The sequence below is a fragment of the Paraburkholderia sp. EB58 genome, assembly GCF_050436665.1.
Lineage (GTDB): Bacteria > Pseudomonadota > Gammaproteobacteria > Burkholderiales > Burkholderiaceae > Paraburkholderia.
Genome location: NZ_JBNDMQ010000017.1, coordinates 144,018 through 161,872, shown reverse-complemented (window position 1 = coordinate 161,872; position 17,855 = coordinate 144,018). Strand labels below are relative to the sequence as shown.

Genomic DNA, 17,855 nt, shown 5'->3' with positions numbered 1-17,855 from the left:
AACCGTTGCGCGATAGGCACTGTAGCGGCTCGGTGCGAACGGACCAGCTTCGCAAGATTCTCGCATTCAGAACGCTTAAGCAAGCGAGAGAATGCCATTTAAAGCACACGAAAGCGACGCGCTTATGGCGATATGTTCGCCAAATGCCGCAGGTGAAGTTTTCCGATACATTGAAGCTGTGCTGCAGCGCGTTGCAAACCCTGAAGTCCGGTAAATCGTGCTGCCCGCAACGTCCCCGCATAGTCCATCCCGGAGCAAAAATGACTAGTCACGCTGCCGCTTCCAACGCCTATTCCACCACCTCGCCGACCCGTGCCGAGGTTGACATGCTTGCGGGCGCAACGGTCCTCGAATTCGGCACCGACTGGTGCGGCTACTGCAAGGCTGCCCAGCCGCTGATCGGTCAGGCATTCGAGGCTCATCCGGAAGTGCGTCGTCTGAAAGTAGAGGACGGCCCCGGCCGGCCGCTCGGCCGCTCGTTCAAGGTCAAGCTGTGGCCCACTCTCATCTTTCTGCGCGATGGCGCCGAAGTCGCGCGGGTGGTGCGCCCCACCGAGGTGCGGGCCGTGGTGGAAGGATTGAACGCGCTCGCCTGAGGCCGTGCGATTGACTACGTCCAGCATTGACATAGTGACGTCATGATGTCACTATGTCTCACATGACTATCGACCCAGAAAGCAGCCTGCCGCTCTACGCTCAGGTTGAAGCGGTGCTGGCAGCCAGCATCGCGGACGGCACCTATCCGCCAGGCAGCCGCCTGCCGAACGAGGAAAGCCTGCTCGAGCGCTTCGGCGTGAGCCGCACCACCCTTCAAAAGACGGTGCAGAACCTGATCAAGCGCGGCCTGATCGAAATTCGCCGCGGTAAAGGCACCTTCGTTACCCAGCCCAAAATCACGCAGGAACTCACCGAGCTGAGCGGCTTCGTCGAAGATATGCGTGCGCTCGGCCGCCATCCGAGCGCACGCCTCGTCGACAGGCAGGTGGTGCCGGCGAACGACCGGGTGGCACGCCAACTCGGGCTGGCCGCTGGCACGCTGGTCATGCGTATCCAGCGCGTGCGGCTCGCGGACGGCATGCCCCTCTCGTTCGATGAAACGTGGCTGCCCAAAGATATCGGCGAAAAGATTATCGGCAACGATCTGGACACCGAACCGATCTTCTCCCTGCTCGAACAGAAGTACGACATGCCGCTGGTGGAAGCCGAATACCGGCTCGAAGCGACTTGCGCGGACGAGACCGTCGCGCAGGCACTCGGCATCGCACCTGGGAGTCCGATCTTTCTGATCGAACGCACCTCGTATTGTGCGGGCCATCAGCCGGTCGACTATGAAAAGCTCTACTACCGGGGCGATCAGATCCAGTTCGTGACGCGGCTCGCACGGCGCACGAAGCGCGGCTGACGCACGGGGGATTCGTCATGAATATGGGCTTCGCTCTGTGGCTCTTCGCGGTATCGCTTGGGGCAAGCGCGCTAGGCGGCATGCTTGGCATGGCGAGCGGCATCTTTATCGTGCCGATCCTGACCATGTTCGGCCATCTCGACATTCACGTTGCAATCGGCGCCAGCATTGTTTCTGTCATCGCCTGTTCCTGCGGCGGCGCCGCGCCGTTCCTGCGCGCCCGCCTCACCAATGTCCGCCTCGCCCTCGTGCTCGAAACCGCCACCACCCTGGGCGCATTGTGCGGCGTGCTGCTGCTAGGGATCATTCCGGTGTCCGTGCTGTTTCTGCTGTTCGCGCTGGTCCTGCTGGTGTCGGCGCGTCAGATGCTGGCGCGGCGCGTCGATCCGGCAGGCACGGCCGTCGCAGCCGGCACGGGAGGATGGGCCGCCTCGCTCGGCCTCGACTCCACCTATCCGGATCGGGCGCTCGGCCACGAGGTCGCCTACCAGGTGCAGCGTGTACCGCTCGGTATGCTGCTGATGTACGGCGCGGGGTTGATCTCTGCGCTGCTCGGCATCGGCAGCGGTGTGCTAAAAATTCCCGCCATGGATACGGCCTTGCGCCTGCCGATCAAGGTGTCTTCGGCCACCTCCAACTTCATGATCGGCGTGACGGCGGCCGCCAGCGCAGGCGCCTGTTTCCTTCGCGGGGATATCGTCAGTGCTGTCGCCGGCCCGGTGGCGCTCGGCTCCGTCGCCGGTGCAGTGCTGGGCGCGCGGGTGCTGATGCGCGTGTCGAACGACAAACTGCGGGTTCTTTTTGTGGCCGTCCTCGTTGCGCTAGCGGCACAGATGCTGTTCGAAGCCCTTCACGTCAAGCCATTGGGGGGACCGGCATGAGGCCGACGCCATCAAACACCACGCCAAACGCAGCGCCAATCCATCCGAAGACTTCGCCGGCGCTCGAGCGCCGGCTCGCCGCGTTGCTGAAGTACGGCACGTGGGTGGCCTCGCTCACCATCGCAGTAGGCTTCGTTTTGACGCTAAGTGCTGCTCCCACCGGCGGCCATCGAGTCGCGCTGCCGGCTGGCATGCCCATCGTCACAGCCGGCATTGCCCTGTTCATCCTGCTGCCGGTTCTGCACCTGATCCTGACGCTCGGCATGTTCCTGCGTCAGCGCGACTACCGCTTTAGCGCGATTACCGTGCTGGTTCTGCTGATCGTGGCGGCCGGCTGCGTCGTCGGCGCGCATATGAGTGTATCCATGAGCGGCTAACATGAGCCGCCCCGTTGCCCCAAAAAGCAGAATGCCCGCGCCTGATCTCTCAGGCGCGGGCATTCGTCAACGCAGTTCAGCGTAGTGTTGCGTTATCAGCTCGTATGGGCGCCGCCAGCGTTCGCCGGCAGGCGGCTTTTCGAAGGATGGCCGATACCGCCTTCCTGCAGCCAGTAGCCGAGACCCATGAAGATGGCGCCACCGGCAAGATTGCCGAGCGTGACGAAAATTTCGTTGTGCACAGCACCGGCAAGCGTGATGTTGTCCGGATGCTCGCCGATCAGCGCCAGCGCGAACACGAACATGTTGGCGACGCTGTGTTCGAAGCCGCTTGCCACGAACGCGAAGACCGGCCAGAAGATCAGGCCCAGTTTGGCGCCGTCGTTATTCGTGCGTGCTGCCATCCAGATCGCAAGGCACACGAGCCAGTTGCACAGGAGTCCTTTCGAGAACAGCGCGAGACCCGGCGCGGACATCTTTGCCGTGACCGCCTTGAAGAAGACCTCGGAACCGTCGGTCAGCAGCACCCCGCCGCCGGCCGCATGCAGGATCACCGCGAGCACCACCGCGCCGATCAGGTTGCCGATCCAGCACACGATCCACACCAGCACCATCCCGCCTACACCCGTCTCGCCGCGCAACACGGCAAACGGCATGTACATCGCCGTACCGGTGAACAGATCCGAGCCGGCGAACACGACGATGGTCAGCGCGCAGGCAAATACCGCACCCATGATCAGGTGCACGTAAGCCGGATCGACATGCGAGCCGACCGAAAACATCAGGATGTCGCCGAAGCCGATATAGGCCCCTGCCATAGCCGCGCCAATCAGAAAGGCGAGTGGCGAACGCGCAATCGCTACTGCTTTATGCGCGCCGATCTTGGCGAATTTGTCGATACTCTCTGCGTACATCATGGCTCCACGAGTTGGTCTCTTCCCTCTTCATCCGCGCTGAGGGTGCGTCAATCTGGCGCAATGATAGTTCGGCAAAACTCGATATTCATCATCAAACTGGCTTGAAACCGCGTGTTTGGCAGCTCTACAAAACTGTGCTCCCGCGGCTAGCCGAATTCTGTATCCCTTTTTCGCGGAGTTGCACTAAGACGGGGCAGTGTGAGCGGCCCCGATGTTGTCCGGGGCCGCGATCACGATGAGCTTGCCGAGTGTTTCTCTGCGTCGCTCTCTGTTAGCAAATCGTTAGCCTGCTGTTAGTTCCCGCTGTCAGTACCTGCGGTTAATGCTGTCAACAGACCTTGCATGCTCATCGCCAACAACAACCTTTCTGCGCCGAGACCGAAGCCCGCGCCCTCCCGATACGCGCCCCCACCTGTCATTTGCTGTTGTGCGCCGAGTTCGTTGCAGCGAATCTCGAACCCCTGCCCGTTCAGGTAATAGCTAAGGCCGCGCTTCGCAGCCAGGTCGAGCGCGTAACGCAGCCCTAACGAATCGAGAAAGCCTGCGGCAAGTTCGCGGCTGCGGACCAGCGCGCGCTCGGGGTCCGGACACAGGTACTCGAAGCCGAGTTGCACGAACTCGCGGTACCTGCCGGCCTGGGGACGTTCATAGCGATAGCAGCGTGCCACGTAAAACAGCATGCGTTCGCGGTGCCCCTCGAGCAGTTCCTGGCAGCGTTCCTGAAACAGCGCGGTGGCCTCAGGAATCAGGCAACAGGGCCGGCCTTTCTTGTCCGGAAAGGCCCACATTTGCCCAATGATTTCGCTGCCACCGGCCTTTTCCACGAAGGTATCCTGCGACCACAGCGCAGGCACGATGGCTTCTTCGGCACCGGCATCAATGAAGGTAGCTCCGGAAGCGATTTTCCAACGCGCGGGCTTGTGCCGCTTCCTTACCGACGATAAAACGTGTTCCGCGAATCATGGTCATGCTTGCACTCCAGGTAGTGTAGAAATAAAAAAAGGCGCCTTAGGCGCCTTTGGTCGTTTTGCATGAAGCTGGAACTCAGTGCGTTCCTGACTTCAGTGCGATGAGACGTAACGAACCACGGCGCAACGGGCTGCTGCCGTGATGATGATGCGACCGGTTCGGAACGTTACGTGAGTTCATGCCTTGCATAGTGACATAGGTATCGAAGTTTGTGAACGGCGGCCATGTTTGTGTCCGGCCCACCCGGCGAAGCGCATTATTTCGTGAGACGGACCCGTACGGTGTACTCGTTATCCAGCACCGGATCGAAATCGCCTTCCTCGTCCCTCGGTGCATGAAAATCCGCTGACAACGGCTCGACAGGATAACCGTGCCGTTCCCATGCGTCGAGCCCACCCTTGAGCGCCTGCACGTGATGAATATTCTTTGCATGCAGCTGGGCCACGATCCGCTTCGCCGTCGCTTCATTAGGACAGACGCAGTACACGACGATCGGACGCGCCAGCAGTTCCGGATCCAGTTGCTCGGGCGATTGCAGGTCGAGCGCCCGCGCGCCCGGAATCCGGTACGCTTCCTTCGCGCGCACTTCCGGTGGACGCGCATCGAAGATGAGCGGCGGAGCATTCGACTTCATCAGCTCGTCCAGTTGCTCGGGGCTGATGCGAATCTTCGCCAGCCAACGGCGAAACTGGATCCGGCGCACCCAGCGATAGGTGACAAACAGGACGGCCAACACGGCGAACAGATCGAAGATGGTGCCGCCGTTGTGCCGTATCAGCAGCATCCCTTGCGCGATATAGTCGTGCAGCGCGGCGCCGCCGATCAGCCAGGCCCCAGCCCAAAGCGACGCGCCCAGCAGGTCCCACAGCAGGAAAATACGCGGATCGATGCTCGTGGTGCCGAGCAAGGGCGCGGCAATCAGCCCAAGCCCGGGGACGAATTTGGATACCGCGAGAATTGGCGCGCCGTGGCGTTCAAAAATGTTCCGCGCTGTCCGCACGGTGGCATCGAAGGACAACGAGAAGCGCACCAAAGAATTCAACATGCGCCGGCCGCGCAGCCGCCCGGTGGTGAACCACAGCGTGTCAGCCAGCAAGGTGGCGCAGACCGCCGCGACGAACACGCTGGAGTACGAGACCTCGCCCACGGCGGCCATGGTGCCCGCGAGAACCAACATCGGCGCAGCCGGCACGGGTGCGCCCAGTTGCGTGATCAACACGCTCATGAAGACCGCCCACGCACACAGCGCAGGCGGAATAGCTGTCGGAAAATGCCACACCATACCGCTCCTGTGGAAAACCATCGCCGATGGCTCGACTCCCGTTCTGTATCGGCAACCTGCATCGGATTCGAGGAACAGGCGCGACCGTGCATTCGAACGGCCGCACAAGAGAAAATCAGCAATCCATGGTCCTGGACAATCCCGTGCGTACCGTCGACTAACGGATTCTAAACAAAAACGCCGATTGGCATCGCGCTGGCGGGCAGGCTGACGCGCAGCGTGCGCCAGCAGACCGCCGGCTGTGAACCGGAGCCCTCGCGCTTTTGCGTCAGACTGTTCGCTCGCGCTCTGAACGACCGACATCAAGGAAGCTAAGCTGGTCACTGCCCCGTTAACCTCACCGTCGGCAACGCGCCCCAGGGGCTCGTCAAATGCTTACCGCCCACATTGAAAAGGAAGGCGCCGTGGACCGCATCGGAAATGCCACGTCAAAACTGACCGACCGAAACGCTACGCACGAAGCGGCAGCGTCGACTAGCCGCGACGAAACGCTTGCGCAGCGGATTCGCAAAGGCCTGAGATCCGGCGAATTCGGCGTTGCCTTCCAGCCGGTTGTCCGCGCACAGACACTCCAGTTGCTTAACGTGGAATGCCTGCTGCGTTGGCAGCATCCCGAGTATGGTCTGCTGCTGCCCGAGTGCTTCGTGTCAGCCTTCGAAGATCGAGAGACCGCGCGCGAGGTCACGGAATTCATGCTGGAGTCGGTATGCCTGCAACTCGGCGAGATGCGGCGGGCCGGCCAGGCGCTGCCGGCTGCAGCGATCAATATCCAGCCGTCGCAGTTACTCGATGTTGCGCTCGCCACCACCATCCGCGAGACGACCCAGCGTCACGGAATCGATCCGTTGTTGCTCGAATTCGAACTCGTCGCGACGGAAGACGCATCGACGGTGTTGTCGACGCAAGAGTTCACGCGCTCCTTGCGTCAACTCGGCGTGCGGATCGCGCTTAACGACTTCGGCTCGGGTTATTCGCTGCTCGCGATGCTGGGCGCGACCCAGATCGATACGGTCAAGCTGGCACGCGGCTTTATGGCTCGCGTGCCGGTGTCGGCACGCGACTGCGTGGTGATGACCGGCCTCCTCGACCTGCTCGACAAGCTGGATATGCGGGTCGTCGTGGAGGGTGTAGAAAGCGAGGCGCAGTTACGCTGGCTCAGGCAACGACCAGAAGTCTACGTGCAGGGCTATCACGTGGCGCGACCGCAAGCGAAGCTCGAAAATGCACTCGCTATCCATTGAGTGGCGCGCCTCGGATTGCACACCGCGCCTAACCAGCCCTGCTATCCCGTCAACTCGACGTGAACGCAACGTACGGCCCGGTGCCGCCGCCGGCTGACGTCGTACCCGTGATCCCATAGTAGACGTGACGCCCGTAGAAAAACGGTATGCCCATATCGAAGATGCCGGTCATATAGGATGCCATATCGTTGAACGCATAGTTGCCCGAAGCAAACAGCGTGTTTGCGTTGGCCACGTTGAAATCGATGGTCGCGGTGGCCAGACTGCTGATGGCAATCGAGACGGAGCGTGCCAGCGTCGTTGCCTGGAGCGGCTGAGCGGGATCATTTTTACATCTGGAACCGGGCCGGAAACACGCTCGGGGCTGCCTTCGCATGGACTCGAACACGCGAAGGCAGCGACGGTGCTCTCATCGCGAGGCAACCGCTTACCTATGCGGTGCATTCGCGCTTCAGGCGGGGCGCATTTTCAGTCGCGCAGTATTCACCGCGCAGTGTTCACATCAACGCGTTTTAAGCGCTCCGCGCACGCCTCGGATTGGCGCGCAGCGCATCGATTTCGTCGAGCAGATCGAGCACCAGTGCAATACCTGGCGGATTGATCTCGAGATCGTGCGCGAGACGCCGGGCCGTGCGCACGCGGCGCAGCGATGCACCGCTAAAACGCCACTCCTGCGGTTCAGCTCCGCGCGGAGTAAATGCGCCCTCAGCGACCCACAGGGTCACCTCATCTTGCGACGCACCGCTCGCCTGGCACAACTCGACAAGCGTGAACTCCATCTCTTCATTGACAATCTGGCCTTCCAGATAGGTCGTCACGGACTCTTTCATGATGAGCGATCATCCATAAAAATGCGCACGTGGGTCGAAGTTGAACGCCTGCCGCATCACGTCATAGGCGGCGGCTGCGCGCTCGGTATCGGCCGGCGGCAAGACGATGTTCAGGATTACGTACAGATCGCCTGGTGGCGTCCCCGGAATGCCTTTGCCCTTGAGTCGCAGGCGACGTCCTCCTTGCGAACCCTTGGGCACGGTCATTTCGACGGATCCGTCGGGTGTCGGAACCTTGATCTGAGCGCCAAGCGCTGCTTCCCAGGGCGCGACCGGCAAGTCGAGAGAAACATCGCGGCCGTCGACGCGAAAACGCGGATGCTCGCGAAAGGCGATCTCCAGATACAGGTCTCCGGGCGGCGCGTTGCCCACTGCGGGGCCGCCCTGACCGTTGAGCCGCAGGTGCTGGCCGGCCCGGATGCCCTTCGGAATGGTCACGTCCAGCGTACGCGACTGCAGCGTGACATTGCCCTGTGGGTCGAGCACCGGCATTTGCAGTGAAATGGACCGCTGCGCCCCGCGATAGGTGTCTTCCAGATCGATCACCACTTTTGCGTGGTGATCCTGGCCGGCCATCGCGCCGGCGGCCTGCCGTTGCTGCGCGGCGCGTGCATGACCGAACATGGCTTCGAAGAAATCGTCCAGATTGGCCTCGTCCGGCGCTTCCCTGCCCGCTCCTCTGAACTCGAAACCTTCGTCCCAGTTCGGCGGCGGCTGGAATTCCTGGCCGTTCTGCCATTCGCCGCCCATCCGGTCGTAGGCCGCACGTTTTTCCGGATCCTTGAGCACCTCGTACGCTTCGCCCACTTCCTTGAAGCGCTCCTCGCCGTCCGCCTCCTTGGTGACGTCCGGGTGATACTTGCGGGCAAGCTTGCGGTAGGCGCGCTTGATGTCATCCTCGGTTGCGCTGCGCTCCAGCCCGAGGGTGGCGTAATAGTCCTTGTATTTCATGTGAAAGACAGCCCCATAAAAGGTGAGGACGGCACTGTGTTCAAATCCGGCTGCTTTATTACTCTATATCAAACTAGAGGCGCCTCACGCGCCGTGTTACTTGCGCAGCACGCTTGTAAGACCAATCCCACCGCGATCACCCATCAGGCGCCAGACAAACCCCAACCTCAGGACCGGCGGTTGCTACTCCTTGATTGGATTCACCCAAGGAGCCCGTCATGAGCAAATCCCAACACACCACTCCGCCAGATCTTGAGCATCCGCCGCAAGCCGTTCATAGTGACAGCGAGAAGAGCAAAATGCCCGAGCGGCATGACGAAAAACGCAAGCAATCGCCGGCCGACCGGCCCGGCAAGAAGCCCGGGGAAGGCGAGCCGTCGGTGAGTTAGACGTGGCGGCCTCCCGGGACTGACCCATCCGGGAGGCCGAAGTTTCGGACCTCCCGTTCGCGGCCTTCGTAGCGTGCACCTCGGTTGACGAAGGCCGTCAGGCGCACCTTGCCCTTCGGGATGTCGGCGCCCACTTCAGCACGCCCTTTTTGGCGGGGAACTGCTTACCCGACAAAAAGTAAGGAATACTAAAGTCGACTTGCTTGGCACGCTCATCCGTAATAGTGAAGTTAGCAAGTACCAGATCGACCTTCCCCGACGTGAGGAACGCAATCCAGTCAGCCGGATTGGTGGGCTGCAGCTTCTTGCGTGTGGCGGCCGCGTATTGAAACGCCGTGTTGCAATACAGGCAACGCTGCTAAGGCAGCGGCATCGCTGCAACGATGTACGAGCGCTACCTTAGCAGCCACCACCAGTCCAGCAGAACCAACAAATGTTCCTGTACTAAGCGCGATTCCTGCTAAGCGGCACGATGATTTGCAAACGCGTATTTGTCGTTTGTCGACCCACCTGAGGCTGACTAGGATCGAGGCTCAACATCCGATCAGGAGGAAATTCGACATGTCCGAGCGTGCCTCTTTCAAGCCGCGTGTCATCGAACCGGTGGCCGACAATCAGCCCGACGGCCTCGGTCTCGCGGTCGAGTTATGGCTTGCGCATCCCGTCGATGGCATTGCCGGCCACGCCGTACAGATTCATCTACGTGGCGGCGCGCGGATGGCCCAGGCCGAAGCGTTACGCGACCTGCTGCATCAATTGGGGACGGATATCGTCGTGGCGTAAGGGACGCGCCATTTTTCGGGCGGCCGCACCGGGCCGCCGCCGCTCAGCCTTATCTGACAGGCCTGATGGGATTGGCGGCCAATTTATAACAGTGATTTCATCCTATCGATACAAATATTTGATAGCTAGGGTATACACTGGCTCCATCGACGTTGCAGACACACCGCTCAGGCCCTTGTCGCGACGCCTTCCTGAACCGAAGTCGAAACGTATATGGAGTCCATCATGAAGACCAAGATTCTTGCTGCCCTGCTGGTTGCCGCTTCTGCCACCCTCGCTGCTCCCGCGTTCGCAAGCGGCTACGGCCCGGCTCCGTTCTACCGTCCTTCAGTTGGAGCACCTGCTTCGCAACAAGGCCAGAGCGTACAAACGATTGCCGCTGAACGCGCCGATGCCAACGCCAATACGAACAGCTCGTACGGTGGCGTGAACCAACAAACGTCGCAGTCGGGTTCGGCTAAGCCCGTTACCGGCCTGCACTCGGTGTTCTTCGGCCATTAATTCGGTCGTACCGGTTTAGAAAGTTTGTTTGTGGCAGTCGACAAAATAATCTTCGGAGGTCAAAGATCATGAAATCCCTTATTCAAGCTGTTGCTATCGCCGCTGTGCTCGCTGCTCCGGTGGCTTCGTACGCCCAATCGAGCCAGCCCCTGACCCGCGCCCAGGTGCGTGCGGAACTGGTGCAAGTGGAACAGGCCGGCTACTCGCCTGCCCGTGGCGCTGACCCGTATTACCCGTCGGACATCCAGGCTGCTGAAGCCCGTGTGGCTGCGCAGAACGCCACCGCGCAAGCGGCGAGCACCGGCTACGGCCCGAGCACCAGCGGTAGCTCGCAGTCGGGTCAACGGCGCGAAGTGACGGTCAGCAGCTACTCGCCGCCCGTGTACGTCGCTCATTAACCGACGCGTTGTTCAGGACAGAGCGGCTCACAAGCCGCAAATAGGAAACAGGCCCGTAGCTGCTGTACACGCCAGCCTGTATCCCAGTACAGAAATCCTCCGTCGCCAGACTCCTGGTGACTTCGCCCAGCCCCCTGACTGGGCGTTTTTTTGTCCTTCCGAAGTTACTTTTGCACGCTGCCGCCCTCACGTGCTGGCGATAGCGCCCGGGTAGGCAAGACTGCGTGGGCGCCACGCAGGCCATCGCGCCAACAAAAAGCCAGCCCGAAGGCTGGCTTTTAATAGAAACATCCCTTAGCGCATGCTGCGCCTCAAACCCGCACCGCCGGCGGCACGTACCGGCACTCATAGCGCTTCCTGACCGTACCGTTTTCGTCGACGCTTTCCAGATACACGTCGAACTGCCACAGCCGCGCCATGTGCTTGAGCACCTCATCGCTATCGCCGGACAGATGGCGGTTGTCGCTCATGAAATGCCGCAACGTCAGACTGCGGTCGCCGCGCGTATTGACCGACCAGACCTGGATGTTCGGCTCGCGGTGATGCATATCGTACTGCCGCGACAACGCCTGGCGCACATACTGATAGCCGCTGTCGTCGTGGATCGCGGAGACTTCCAGCGCGTCGCGCATGTCGTCGTCCAGCACCGAGAAGAGCCGCATTTCGCGGATCAGATGCGGGGACAGATACTGCGCCACAAAGCTTTCGTCCTTGAAATTGCGCATCGCGTAGTGGAGCGCCGGCAACCACGGACTACCCGCCAGCTCGGGAAACCACTTGCGATCCTCGTCGGTCGGGTTTTCGCAGATGCGGCGGATGTCGCTCATCATCGAAAAGCCGAGCGCATACGGATTGATCCCGCTGTAATACGGCTTCGTGACCGGCGGCTGGTAGACGACGTTGCTGTGCGAATGGAGAAACTCCATCATGAAGCCGTCTTCCAGCTTGCCCTGGTTATAGAGCGTGTTGAGCAGCGTGTAGTGCCAGAACGTCGCCCAGCCTTCGTTCATCACCTGGGTCTGGCGCTGCGGATAGAAATATTGGCCGATCTTGCGCACGATGCGGATCACCTCGCGCTCCCACGGCTCCAGCAACGGCGCATTCTTCTCCGCGAAGTACAGCAGGTTTTCCTGCGGCTCGGGCGGATAGCGGTCGTCGGTTTCTTCCGGCAGCGGCGTGTGCTTGTTCGGCAACGTGCGCCACAACTCGTTCACCTGCGACTGCAGATACGCTTCCCGCTCGCGCCGCGCCGCGGACTCCTTCTGCAACGAGAGCTTTTGGGGCCGTTTGTACCGGTCGACGCCGTAATTCTGCAGCGCATGGCAGGAGTCCAGCAGTTCCTCCACCCGGTCCAGACCGAAGCGCTCCTCGCACTCCGCAATGTAATTCTTCGCGTAGACGAGGTAATCGATGATCGCGTGCGCATCCGTCCAGAGCTTGAACAGATAGTTGCCCTTGAAGAACGAGTTGTGCCCGTAGGCCGCGTGCGCGATGACGAGAGCCTGCATCGTCATCGTGTTCTCTTCCATCAGATACGCGATGCAGGGGTTCGAATTGATGACGATTTCATACGCCAGCCCCATCTGGCCGCGACGGTAGCTTTTTTCCGTTGAAAGGAAGTGCTTGCCGAACGACCAGTGCCGGTAGTTGACCGGCATGCCGACGGACGCGTACGCATCCATCATCTGTTCAGCGCTGATGAGTTCAAGCTGGATCGGATACACGTCAAGCTCATATTGCTCTGCAACATGCGCAATATGGGTGTCGTATTCCTCGATCAGCTCAAAGGTCCAGTCGGACGGGCACGGCAAAGGCCGTCTATCGACTACGTTCATACGGACTTCCCTTTGCCCGTCGGCGGGCGTTCCGGTGTGTCCCCGTGCTTCAGCTACGTCAAGACCCGCTCCCGCGTCAGTGGCCTCTGTTCCGGCCGCTGCGGCTTCGGCATGCCCGGACTTCTGCTTCGGCACGCCTTTTTTGCGCTCCGGCTGATAGCCGCGCGCCTCATTGTGCAGATGTTTGGTGCTCATGACGACGCCACCTGCTTTTCAAACAACTCCCGGAACACTGGATAGATGTCGGCGGCCGTTTCGACCTTCTTCATCGCCATGTGCGGCTGCGACAGTGCGAGCTGCGCATATTCGAGCCACAGGTTCTGTTCTTCGGGCGTTACCTGAATATACGCAAAATAGCGCACCTTTTCGAGAATGTCATCACTGAGGATCTTGCGGCACTTCGGCGAATCGTCGGTCCAGTTGTCGCCGTCGGAGGCCTGCGCCCCGTAAATGTTCCATTCAGTGGGCGAATAGCGCTCCTCCTGGACCTTTTTCATCAACTCCAGCGCGCTCGACACCACCGTGCCGCCGCTTTCGGTCGAATGGAAAAAGGTGTCTTCGTCGACCTCCTCTGCCCGCGTGTGATGGCGAATGAACACCACTTCGATTTTTTCGTAGTTACGCTTGAGGAACAGATACAACAAAATGAAGAAGCGCTTGGCGAGATCCTTGCGTTGCTCGTCCATCGAACCCGACACGTCCATCAGGCAGAACATCACTGCTTGACTGGACGGCGTCGGCTGCTTCACGCGGTTCACGTAACGCAGATCGAAAGGATCGATGAACGGGATGCGCCAGATGCGCCCGCGCAGATGATGAATTTCCTCCTCAAGTACCTTGATGTCTTCGCGGCGATCGTCGGGGTCGGCCTTCATGACTTCGAGTTGCTTTTCGAGTTCATGTAACTCGTTGACGAGCGGCGCACCGAGCGCAATACGCCGGCCAAGCGCGCTACGCAGCGAACGGACCACGTCGATGTTATTGGGGGTGCCTTCCGCCGCCCAGCCTGCACGAATGCTTTTCCAGGTAGGCACGGCCAGCAGATGGGTTTTGACCAGACGCGGCAATTCGAGGTCGTCGAAGAAATACTGCATGAATTCTTCGCGGCTCAGTTCGAACACGAAGTCGTCCTGACCCTCGCCTTCATTGCTGGCCTGGTTGCCGCTGCCTCCGCCGCCACCGCCCTGGGGACGCGGAATCTTGTCGCCGCGGATATAGTCGGCGTTACCCGGGTGCACCATTTCGCGCTTGCCGCCAGGTCCATGCCTGAACGACGGCTCCGCAATGTCCTTGCGCGGAATCGTGATGCTCTGGGTGTTCTGAATATCCTTGATGCTGCGGTCGCGCACCGCTTCCGAGACGGCACGACGGATATAGCCTTTGACACGACGCAAGAAGCGTTCGCGGTTTGCAATACTTTTGTTCTTGCCAGCTAACCTGCGGTCGATGATTTGATGAAGCACATCCGGTCTCCCGTGTCGATCAGAGTTAGTGCTTCAGCACTTACTCTGATCCCATGCAGCCGCACTCATTTCAGGTGCGCGAGACGCCTTGCAAATGCACGCTATGCCATGCAACTTGCGCCTCGCAAGGTGCCCGCGCAGTCTGCTTGCGCGGGCGGCACGCTATAAGTTTCATGAGCCAATCACGATGACTTACGCACGCGCAGATACCAGTCGCACAGCAGTCGCACCTGCTTGGGCGTATAACCCTTCGCGACCATCCGGTTGACGAAGTCTTCGTGCTTGCGCTGTTCCTCCGCCGATCCTTTTGCATTGAACGAGATGACCGGCAAAAGTTCTTCCGTGTTCGAGAACATCTTCTTTTCGATCACGACGCGCAGTTTCTCGTAGCTGATCCACGCCGGGTTCTTGCCTGCGTTCGCCGCACGCGCACGCAGTACGAAGTTGACGATCTCGTTGCGGAAGTCCTTTGGATTGCTGATGCCAGCGGGCTTCTCGATCTTCTCCAGTTCCGCATTCAGCGACGCGCGGTCGAAACTCTCGCCCGTGTCGTGGTCGCGGAACTCCTGGTCCTGGATCCAGAAGTCGGCATACGTGACGTAACGATCGAAGATGTTCTGCCCGTACTCCGAATACGATTCCAGATAAGCGGTCTGAATCTCCTTGCCGATGAACTCTGCATAGCGCGACGCGAGCACGTCCTTGATAAAGGACAGGTACTTCTGCTCGGTTTCCGGTGGGAACTGCTCGCGTTCGATCTGCTGTTCGAGCACGTACATCAGATGCACCGGATTCGCTGCGACCTCGGTTGAATCGAAGTTGAACACGCGCGAGAGGATCTTGAATGCGAAGCGGGTCGACACACCCGTCATGCCTTCATCGACGCCGGCAAAGTCGCGATACTCCTGAAACGACTTCGCCTTCGGATCAGTGTCTTTCAGATTCTCGCCGTCGTAGACCTGCATCTTCGAGAACAGGCTCGAATTCTCCGGCTCCTGCAAGCGCGTCAGCACCGACATCTGCGCCATCATCTTCAAGGTGCCGGGCGCACACACCGCGCTCGACAGCGACGAGTTACGGAGCAGCTTCTCGTAGATCTTGATCTCTTCGCCGTAGCGCAAGCAATACGGTACTTTTACGACGAATATCCGGTCGAGCAGTGCCTCATTGTTGCGATTATTGCGGAACGCCTTCCATTCAGATTCGTTCGAGTGAGCGAGGATCACGCCGTCGAACGGGATAGCGCCGAAGCCTTCCGTGCCCTTGAAGTTGCCTTCCTGGGTAGCGGTCAAGAGCGGGTGCAAGACCTTGATTGGCGCCTTGAACATTTCGACGAATTCGAGCAGGCCTTGATTCGCGAGGCACAAGCCACCGGAGTAGCTGTACGCATCGGCGTCATCTTGTGCGTATTGCTCGAGTTTGCGGATGTCGACTTTACCGACCAGCGACGAAATGTCCTGATTGTTTTCGTCACCCGGTTCTGTCTTGGCAATACCAATCTGCCGAAGGATCGACGGATAGCGGCGCACGACGCGGAACTTGCGAATGTCGCCGTTATATTCATGCAGCCGTTTGACGGCCCATGGGCTGAGAATGCTCTTTAGATAACGGCGTGGAATGCCGTACTGCTCTTCAAGGATCGGACCGTCTTCGTCGTAGTCGAACAGACCCAGCGGCGACTCGTTCACGGGCGAGCCCTTGATCGAGTAGAACGGTACACGCTCCATGAGTTGCTTCAGACGTTCCGCGATCGACGATTTGCCGCCACCGACCGGGCCGAGCAAATACAGAATCTGCTTCTTTTCTTCGAGCCCCTGGGCCGAGTGCCGGAAGTACGCGACCACCTGCTCGATCACGTCTTCCATTCCGTAGAACTCACGGAATGCGGGGTATACCTTGATGACCTTGTTCGCGAAGATCCGCGACATGCGCGGGTCGTTGCGAGTGTCGATCTGTTCGGGTTCTCCGATTGCCGTCAACATGCGTTCGCCAGCTGTAGCGTACGCGGCGGGATTGTCTTTGCAGAGCGCGAGATACTCCTCGAGCGAGAGTTCATCTTCTCGCGTTTTCTCGAAGCGGGTCGCGAAACTGCTGTAGATATCCATGCTACCTCCTCGCCAAAGTCTAGACCGATGTCGTGCGCGGCGCGCTATTCGGAAACGACATCGCTCGAATTCATCCTAAACCCTTTTAAATTTTTTTTCACGGACTACGTGATGAAAATCGTGCCGTGTTGCCCTCCCTACAATCCTCACTTGGAAACACAGATTCGGTCACCTACAATCTTCGACCGGATTGCCCAGGATTGCAGCCACCCACACTGCTATCTTGCGCAAAACGTCTTGTGTCTCTTCTGTTTCCCTGCATTGGCCCGAAGCATCGCAATGACTGCAGCGTGCGCCTTTTTTCCTCAACGCGCAGCGAAGCGTTTTCGTGCACAACATTCACGCCGTGTTACATGTTGGCTTGCGCGTGGCACTCGATGCGTTCGTCACTGCAGCGCCGCTTTCGTTCACCGCAAGTTACACGCAAACGTACAGTGTCCGGCTATCACGACCGATATCCATATCAGTGGCATGGTCGGCTACTTACATAACTGGATTTCGGCCGCTCGCGGGATGGCTTTCATAGGTGTATACGGGGAGACGGCATGCCCGGATGCGTCCCCAGGGACAGGATGTCCGTGCGGACACCTGATTGGGATGGGTCAGGTCAACTCGATTTCGACTTCACCCAGCCCGTCGATATGGCCATGCACGATGCCGGCCTGGCCGATCCGGTGCGCGCCCACATAGGAACCGGTGGTAATGGTCCACTCCGGTTCGATCGTAATACCCATTGCCGCGCAATGATTCACAAACCAGACCAGCAACTCGCGCGGATCTCCAACCGGGTTGCCGAGCGCTTCCGGCAGCAACGACGCGCCCTCAAAGGTCAATTCCAGCTCCGGCGACACGAAATCGAACGTGCGCGCGAATCCCGAGTAGGCCACCGGATGTCCGGTTACCAGCGCGCCGTTGTTCTGCGCGTCGGCCAGTTGCGCAAGCGGAGCAATATTGGGCCACTCGCCAAAGCGGCTATCCACGATCTCAATCGCCGGCAGCACCACGCCAACCCGCGCGAGCACCTCGTCGCGCGCATAGGCCTCGCCGCGCGGCTCAATGGCCTCGCTGAAGCGAAACGCAATCTCCAGTTCCAGCAGGACGCGGAAAAAGCCGCCATGTGCGACGCGCGCGGGCGACTCGAACACGAGCGAGGCCGGAATGGGCGCGCCCGAGGCCGCTCCGCCCGGCGCCTTGGCGCCGATTTTCCAGGCGCCGGTCCGCTGGCCGAGTCCCGCAATCACCGCCTGCTGGATCGCATAAGCGGTGGCTGCGTCGGGCGGCAGGCTGTCCGGCGGTGGTGCATCGATCAGGCGATGCTGCCTGCGCGCGTCAACGAGGCGTTGCGCGAGGTCGTGTGGCGTCATGTCGGTCCTTTCTGGCTGGCGCATTGAATGGGTCGGAATGGCATGAGCGGGGCCGGGCGATGCCGCACGGCGCAGCGTTCCGGGCAGGATAAGCAGGATGCGACCGGCCGCGGCAGACGCACTCACCGGCCGCAGCTACCCGGATACAACGGTAGTCGCGCCCGTCA

At 60.2% G+C, this 17,855-nt stretch carries 19 protein-coding genes and 1 pseudogene; 9 read left to right on the top strand and 11 right to left on the bottom strand.

Translation table 11 applies throughout. The features are described from left to right. The first annotated feature begins 260 nt into the window (after positions 1-260). The 4 genes from P3T40_RS24450 to P3T40_RS24435 are packed head-to-tail and all read left to right on the top strand — an operon-like array spanning position 261 to position 2,660. Positions 261-596 (top strand): thioredoxin family protein, encoded by a 336-nt coding sequence (locus P3T40_RS24450; protein WP_429270281.1) that lies wholly within the window; start codon positions 261-263, stop codon positions 594-596. A 53-nt stretch (positions 597-649) separates the two neighbouring features. Next, positions 650-1,402, top strand: coding sequence for a GntR family transcriptional regulator (locus P3T40_RS24445; protein ID WP_429270280.1), 753 nt, complete (start codon positions 650-652; stop codon positions 1,400-1,402). Positions 1,403-1,419: 17 nt separating this feature from the next. After that, positions 1,420-2,283, top strand: a complete 864-nt coding sequence (locus P3T40_RS24440) for a sulfite exporter TauE/SafE family protein (RefSeq protein ID WP_429270279.1) — start codon at positions 1,420-1,422, stop codon at positions 2,281-2,283. Next, positions 2,280-2,660: a DUF1634 domain-containing protein gene (locus P3T40_RS24435; RefSeq protein WP_429270278.1), complete on the top strand. Its 381-nt coding sequence runs from the start codon at positions 2,280-2,282 to the stop codon at positions 2,658-2,660. Before P3T40_RS24440 ends, P3T40_RS24435 begins: the two co-directional genes overlap by 4 nt. Before the next feature lie 95 nt (positions 2,661-2,755). On the opposite strand, the gene P3T40_RS24430 is transcribed toward P3T40_RS24435, so the two are convergent. The 3 genes from P3T40_RS24430 to P3T40_RS24420 all read right to left on the bottom strand — a co-directional run bounded on the left by P3T40_RS24430 (position 2,756) and on the right by P3T40_RS24420 (position 5,825). Then, positions 2,756-3,574, bottom strand: a complete 819-nt coding sequence (locus P3T40_RS24430) for a formate/nitrite transporter family protein (protein WP_429270277.1) — start codon at positions 3,572-3,574, stop codon at positions 2,756-2,758. Positions 3,575-3,870: 296 nt separating this feature from the next. Further along, complete coding sequence (locus P3T40_RS24425) at positions 3,871-4,458, bottom strand: ATP phosphoribosyltransferase regulatory subunit (RefSeq protein ID WP_429270305.1); 588 nt, start codon at positions 4,456-4,458, stop codon at positions 3,871-3,873. Between the two features lie 344 nt (positions 4,459-4,802). Beyond that, entirely contained in the window at positions 4,803-5,825 is a 1,023-nt protein-coding gene (locus P3T40_RS24420) for a VTT domain-containing protein (RefSeq protein ID WP_429270304.1), read from the bottom strand. Positions 5,826-6,199: 374 nt separating this feature from the next. Here P3T40_RS24420 and P3T40_RS24415 point away from each other — a divergent pair, with 374 nt between their 5' ends. Then, entirely contained in the window at positions 6,200-7,069 is an 870-nt protein-coding gene (locus P3T40_RS24415) for an EAL domain-containing protein (RefSeq protein WP_429270276.1), read from the top strand. 49 nt (positions 7,070-7,118) lie between these two features. On the opposite strand, the gene P3T40_RS24410 is transcribed toward P3T40_RS24415, so the two are convergent. The 3 genes from P3T40_RS24410 to P3T40_RS24400 all read right to left on the bottom strand — a co-directional run bounded on the left by P3T40_RS24410 (position 7,119) and on the right by P3T40_RS24400 (position 8,850). Beyond that, a complete protein-coding gene (locus P3T40_RS24410; protein WP_429270275.1) occupies positions 7,119-7,445 on the bottom strand; it encodes a DUF3443 family protein in 327 nt (108 codons plus the stop codon). A gap of 136 nt (positions 7,446-7,581) precedes the next feature. Then, complete coding sequence (locus P3T40_RS24405) at positions 7,582-7,899, bottom strand: chaperone modulator CbpM (protein ID WP_429270274.1); 318 nt, start codon at positions 7,897-7,899, stop codon at positions 7,582-7,584. A gap of 9 nt (positions 7,900-7,908) precedes the next feature. Further along, positions 7,909-8,850, bottom strand: coding sequence for a DnaJ C-terminal domain-containing protein (locus P3T40_RS24400; protein WP_429270273.1), 942 nt, complete (start codon positions 8,848-8,850; stop codon positions 7,909-7,911). 218 nt (positions 8,851-9,068) lie between these two features. On the opposite strand from P3T40_RS24400, the gene P3T40_RS24395 reads away from it, so the two are divergent. Beyond that, on the top strand, positions 9,069-9,239 hold the full coding sequence (locus tag P3T40_RS24395; protein ID WP_429270272.1) for a hypothetical protein: 171 nt from the start codon (positions 9,069-9,071) through the stop codon (positions 9,237-9,239). A gap of 106 nt (positions 9,240-9,345) precedes the next feature. Here P3T40_RS24395 and P3T40_RS24390 read toward each other — a convergent pair. After that, positions 9,346-9,543, bottom strand: a pseudogene (locus P3T40_RS24390) (transporter substrate-binding domain-containing protein); the annotation flags it as partial. Positions 9,544-9,800: 257 nt separating this feature from the next. On the opposite strand from P3T40_RS24390, the gene P3T40_RS24385 reads away from it, so the two are divergent. The 3 genes from P3T40_RS24385 (at position 9,801) to P3T40_RS24375 (ending at position 10,921) form a co-directional block, all read left to right on the top strand. Then, positions 9,801-10,022, top strand: a complete 222-nt coding sequence (locus P3T40_RS24385; RefSeq protein ID WP_429270271.1) for a hypothetical protein — start codon at positions 9,801-9,803, stop codon at positions 10,020-10,022. 225 nt (positions 10,023-10,247) lie between these two features. Further along, complete coding sequence (locus P3T40_RS24380) at positions 10,248-10,523, top strand: hypothetical protein (protein ID WP_429270270.1); 276 nt, start codon at positions 10,248-10,250, stop codon at positions 10,521-10,523. A gap of 68 nt (positions 10,524-10,591) precedes the next feature. Continuing rightward, positions 10,592-10,921: a DUF4148 domain-containing protein gene (locus P3T40_RS24375; protein ID WP_429270269.1), complete on the top strand. Its 330-nt coding sequence runs from the start codon at positions 10,592-10,594 to the stop codon at positions 10,919-10,921. A gap of 311 nt (positions 10,922-11,232) precedes the next feature. Here P3T40_RS24375 and P3T40_RS24370 read toward each other — a convergent pair whose 3' ends face one another. From P3T40_RS24370 to P3T40_RS24355, 4 genes are all read right to left on the bottom strand, one after another. Beyond that, positions 11,233-12,951, bottom strand: coding sequence for a SpoVR family protein (locus P3T40_RS24370; protein WP_429270268.1), 1,719 nt, complete (start codon positions 12,949-12,951; stop codon positions 11,233-11,235). Beyond that, entirely contained in the window at positions 12,948-14,219 is a 1,272-nt protein-coding gene (locus P3T40_RS24365) for a YeaH/YhbH family protein (RefSeq protein ID WP_429270267.1), read from the bottom strand. Before P3T40_RS24365 ends, P3T40_RS24370 begins: the two co-directional genes overlap by 4 nt. 182 nt (positions 14,220-14,401) lie before the next feature. Beyond that, complete coding sequence (locus P3T40_RS24360; RefSeq protein WP_429270266.1) at positions 14,402-16,324, bottom strand: PrkA family serine protein kinase; 1,923 nt, start codon at positions 16,322-16,324, stop codon at positions 14,402-14,404. A 602-nt stretch (positions 16,325-16,926) separates the two neighbouring features. After that, entirely contained in the window at positions 16,927-17,688 is a 762-nt protein-coding gene (locus tag P3T40_RS24355) for a 2-keto-4-pentenoate hydratase (RefSeq protein WP_429270265.1), read from the bottom strand. Positions 17,689-17,855 lie beyond the last annotated feature (167 nt).

Bases quoted from the DNA above. Each gene is read 5' to 3' on its own strand.
- P3T40_RS24450 (WP_429270281.1), top strand. From the start codon at position 261: ATGACTAGTCACGCTGCCGCTTCCAACGCCTATTCCACCACCTCGCCG.
- P3T40_RS24445 (WP_429270280.1), top strand. From the start codon at position 650: ATGTCTCACATGACTATCGACCCAGAAAGCAGCCTGCCGCTCTACGCT.
- P3T40_RS24440 (WP_429270279.1), top strand. From the start codon at position 1,420: ATGAATATGGGCTTCGCTCTGTGGCTCTTCGCGGTATCGCTTGGGGCA.
- P3T40_RS24435 (WP_429270278.1), top strand. From the start codon at position 2,280: ATGAGGCCGACGCCATCAAACACCACGCCAAACGCAGCGCCAATCCAT.
- P3T40_RS24430 (WP_429270277.1), bottom strand. From the start codon at position 3,574: ATGTACGCAGAGAGTATCGACAAATTCGCCAAGATCGGCGCGCATAAA.
- P3T40_RS24415 (WP_429270276.1), top strand. From the start codon at position 6,200: ATGCTTACCGCCCACATTGAAAAGGAAGGCGCCGTGGACCGCATCGGA.
- P3T40_RS24410 (WP_429270275.1), bottom strand. From the start codon at position 7,445: ATGCGAAGGCAGCCCCGAGCGTGTTTCCGGCCCGGTTCCAGATGTAAA.
- P3T40_RS24405 (WP_429270274.1), bottom strand. From the start codon at position 7,899: ATGAAAGAGTCCGTGACGACCTATCTGGAAGGCCAGATTGTCAATGAA.
- P3T40_RS24400 (WP_429270273.1), bottom strand. From the start codon at position 8,850: ATGAAATACAAGGACTATTACGCCACCCTCGGGCTGGAGCGCAGCGCA.
- P3T40_RS24395 (WP_429270272.1), top strand. From the start codon at position 9,069: ATGAGCAAATCCCAACACACCACTCCGCCAGATCTTGAGCATCCGCCG.
- P3T40_RS24385 (WP_429270271.1), top strand. From the start codon at position 9,801: ATGTCCGAGCGTGCCTCTTTCAAGCCGCGTGTCATCGAACCGGTGGCC.
- P3T40_RS24380 (WP_429270270.1), top strand. From the start codon at position 10,248: ATGAAGACCAAGATTCTTGCTGCCCTGCTGGTTGCCGCTTCTGCCACC.
- P3T40_RS24375 (WP_429270269.1), top strand. From the start codon at position 10,592: ATGAAATCCCTTATTCAAGCTGTTGCTATCGCCGCTGTGCTCGCTGCT.
- P3T40_RS24370 (WP_429270268.1), bottom strand. From the start codon at position 12,951: ATGAGCACCAAACATCTGCACAATGAGGCGCGCGGCTATCAGCCGGAG.
- P3T40_RS24360 (WP_429270266.1), bottom strand. From the start codon at position 16,324: ATGGATATCTACAGCAGTTTCGCGACCCGCTTCGAGAAAACGCGAGAA.
- P3T40_RS24355 (WP_429270265.1), bottom strand. From the start codon at position 17,688: ATGACGCCACACGACCTCGCGCAACGCCTCGTTGACGCGCGCAGGCAG.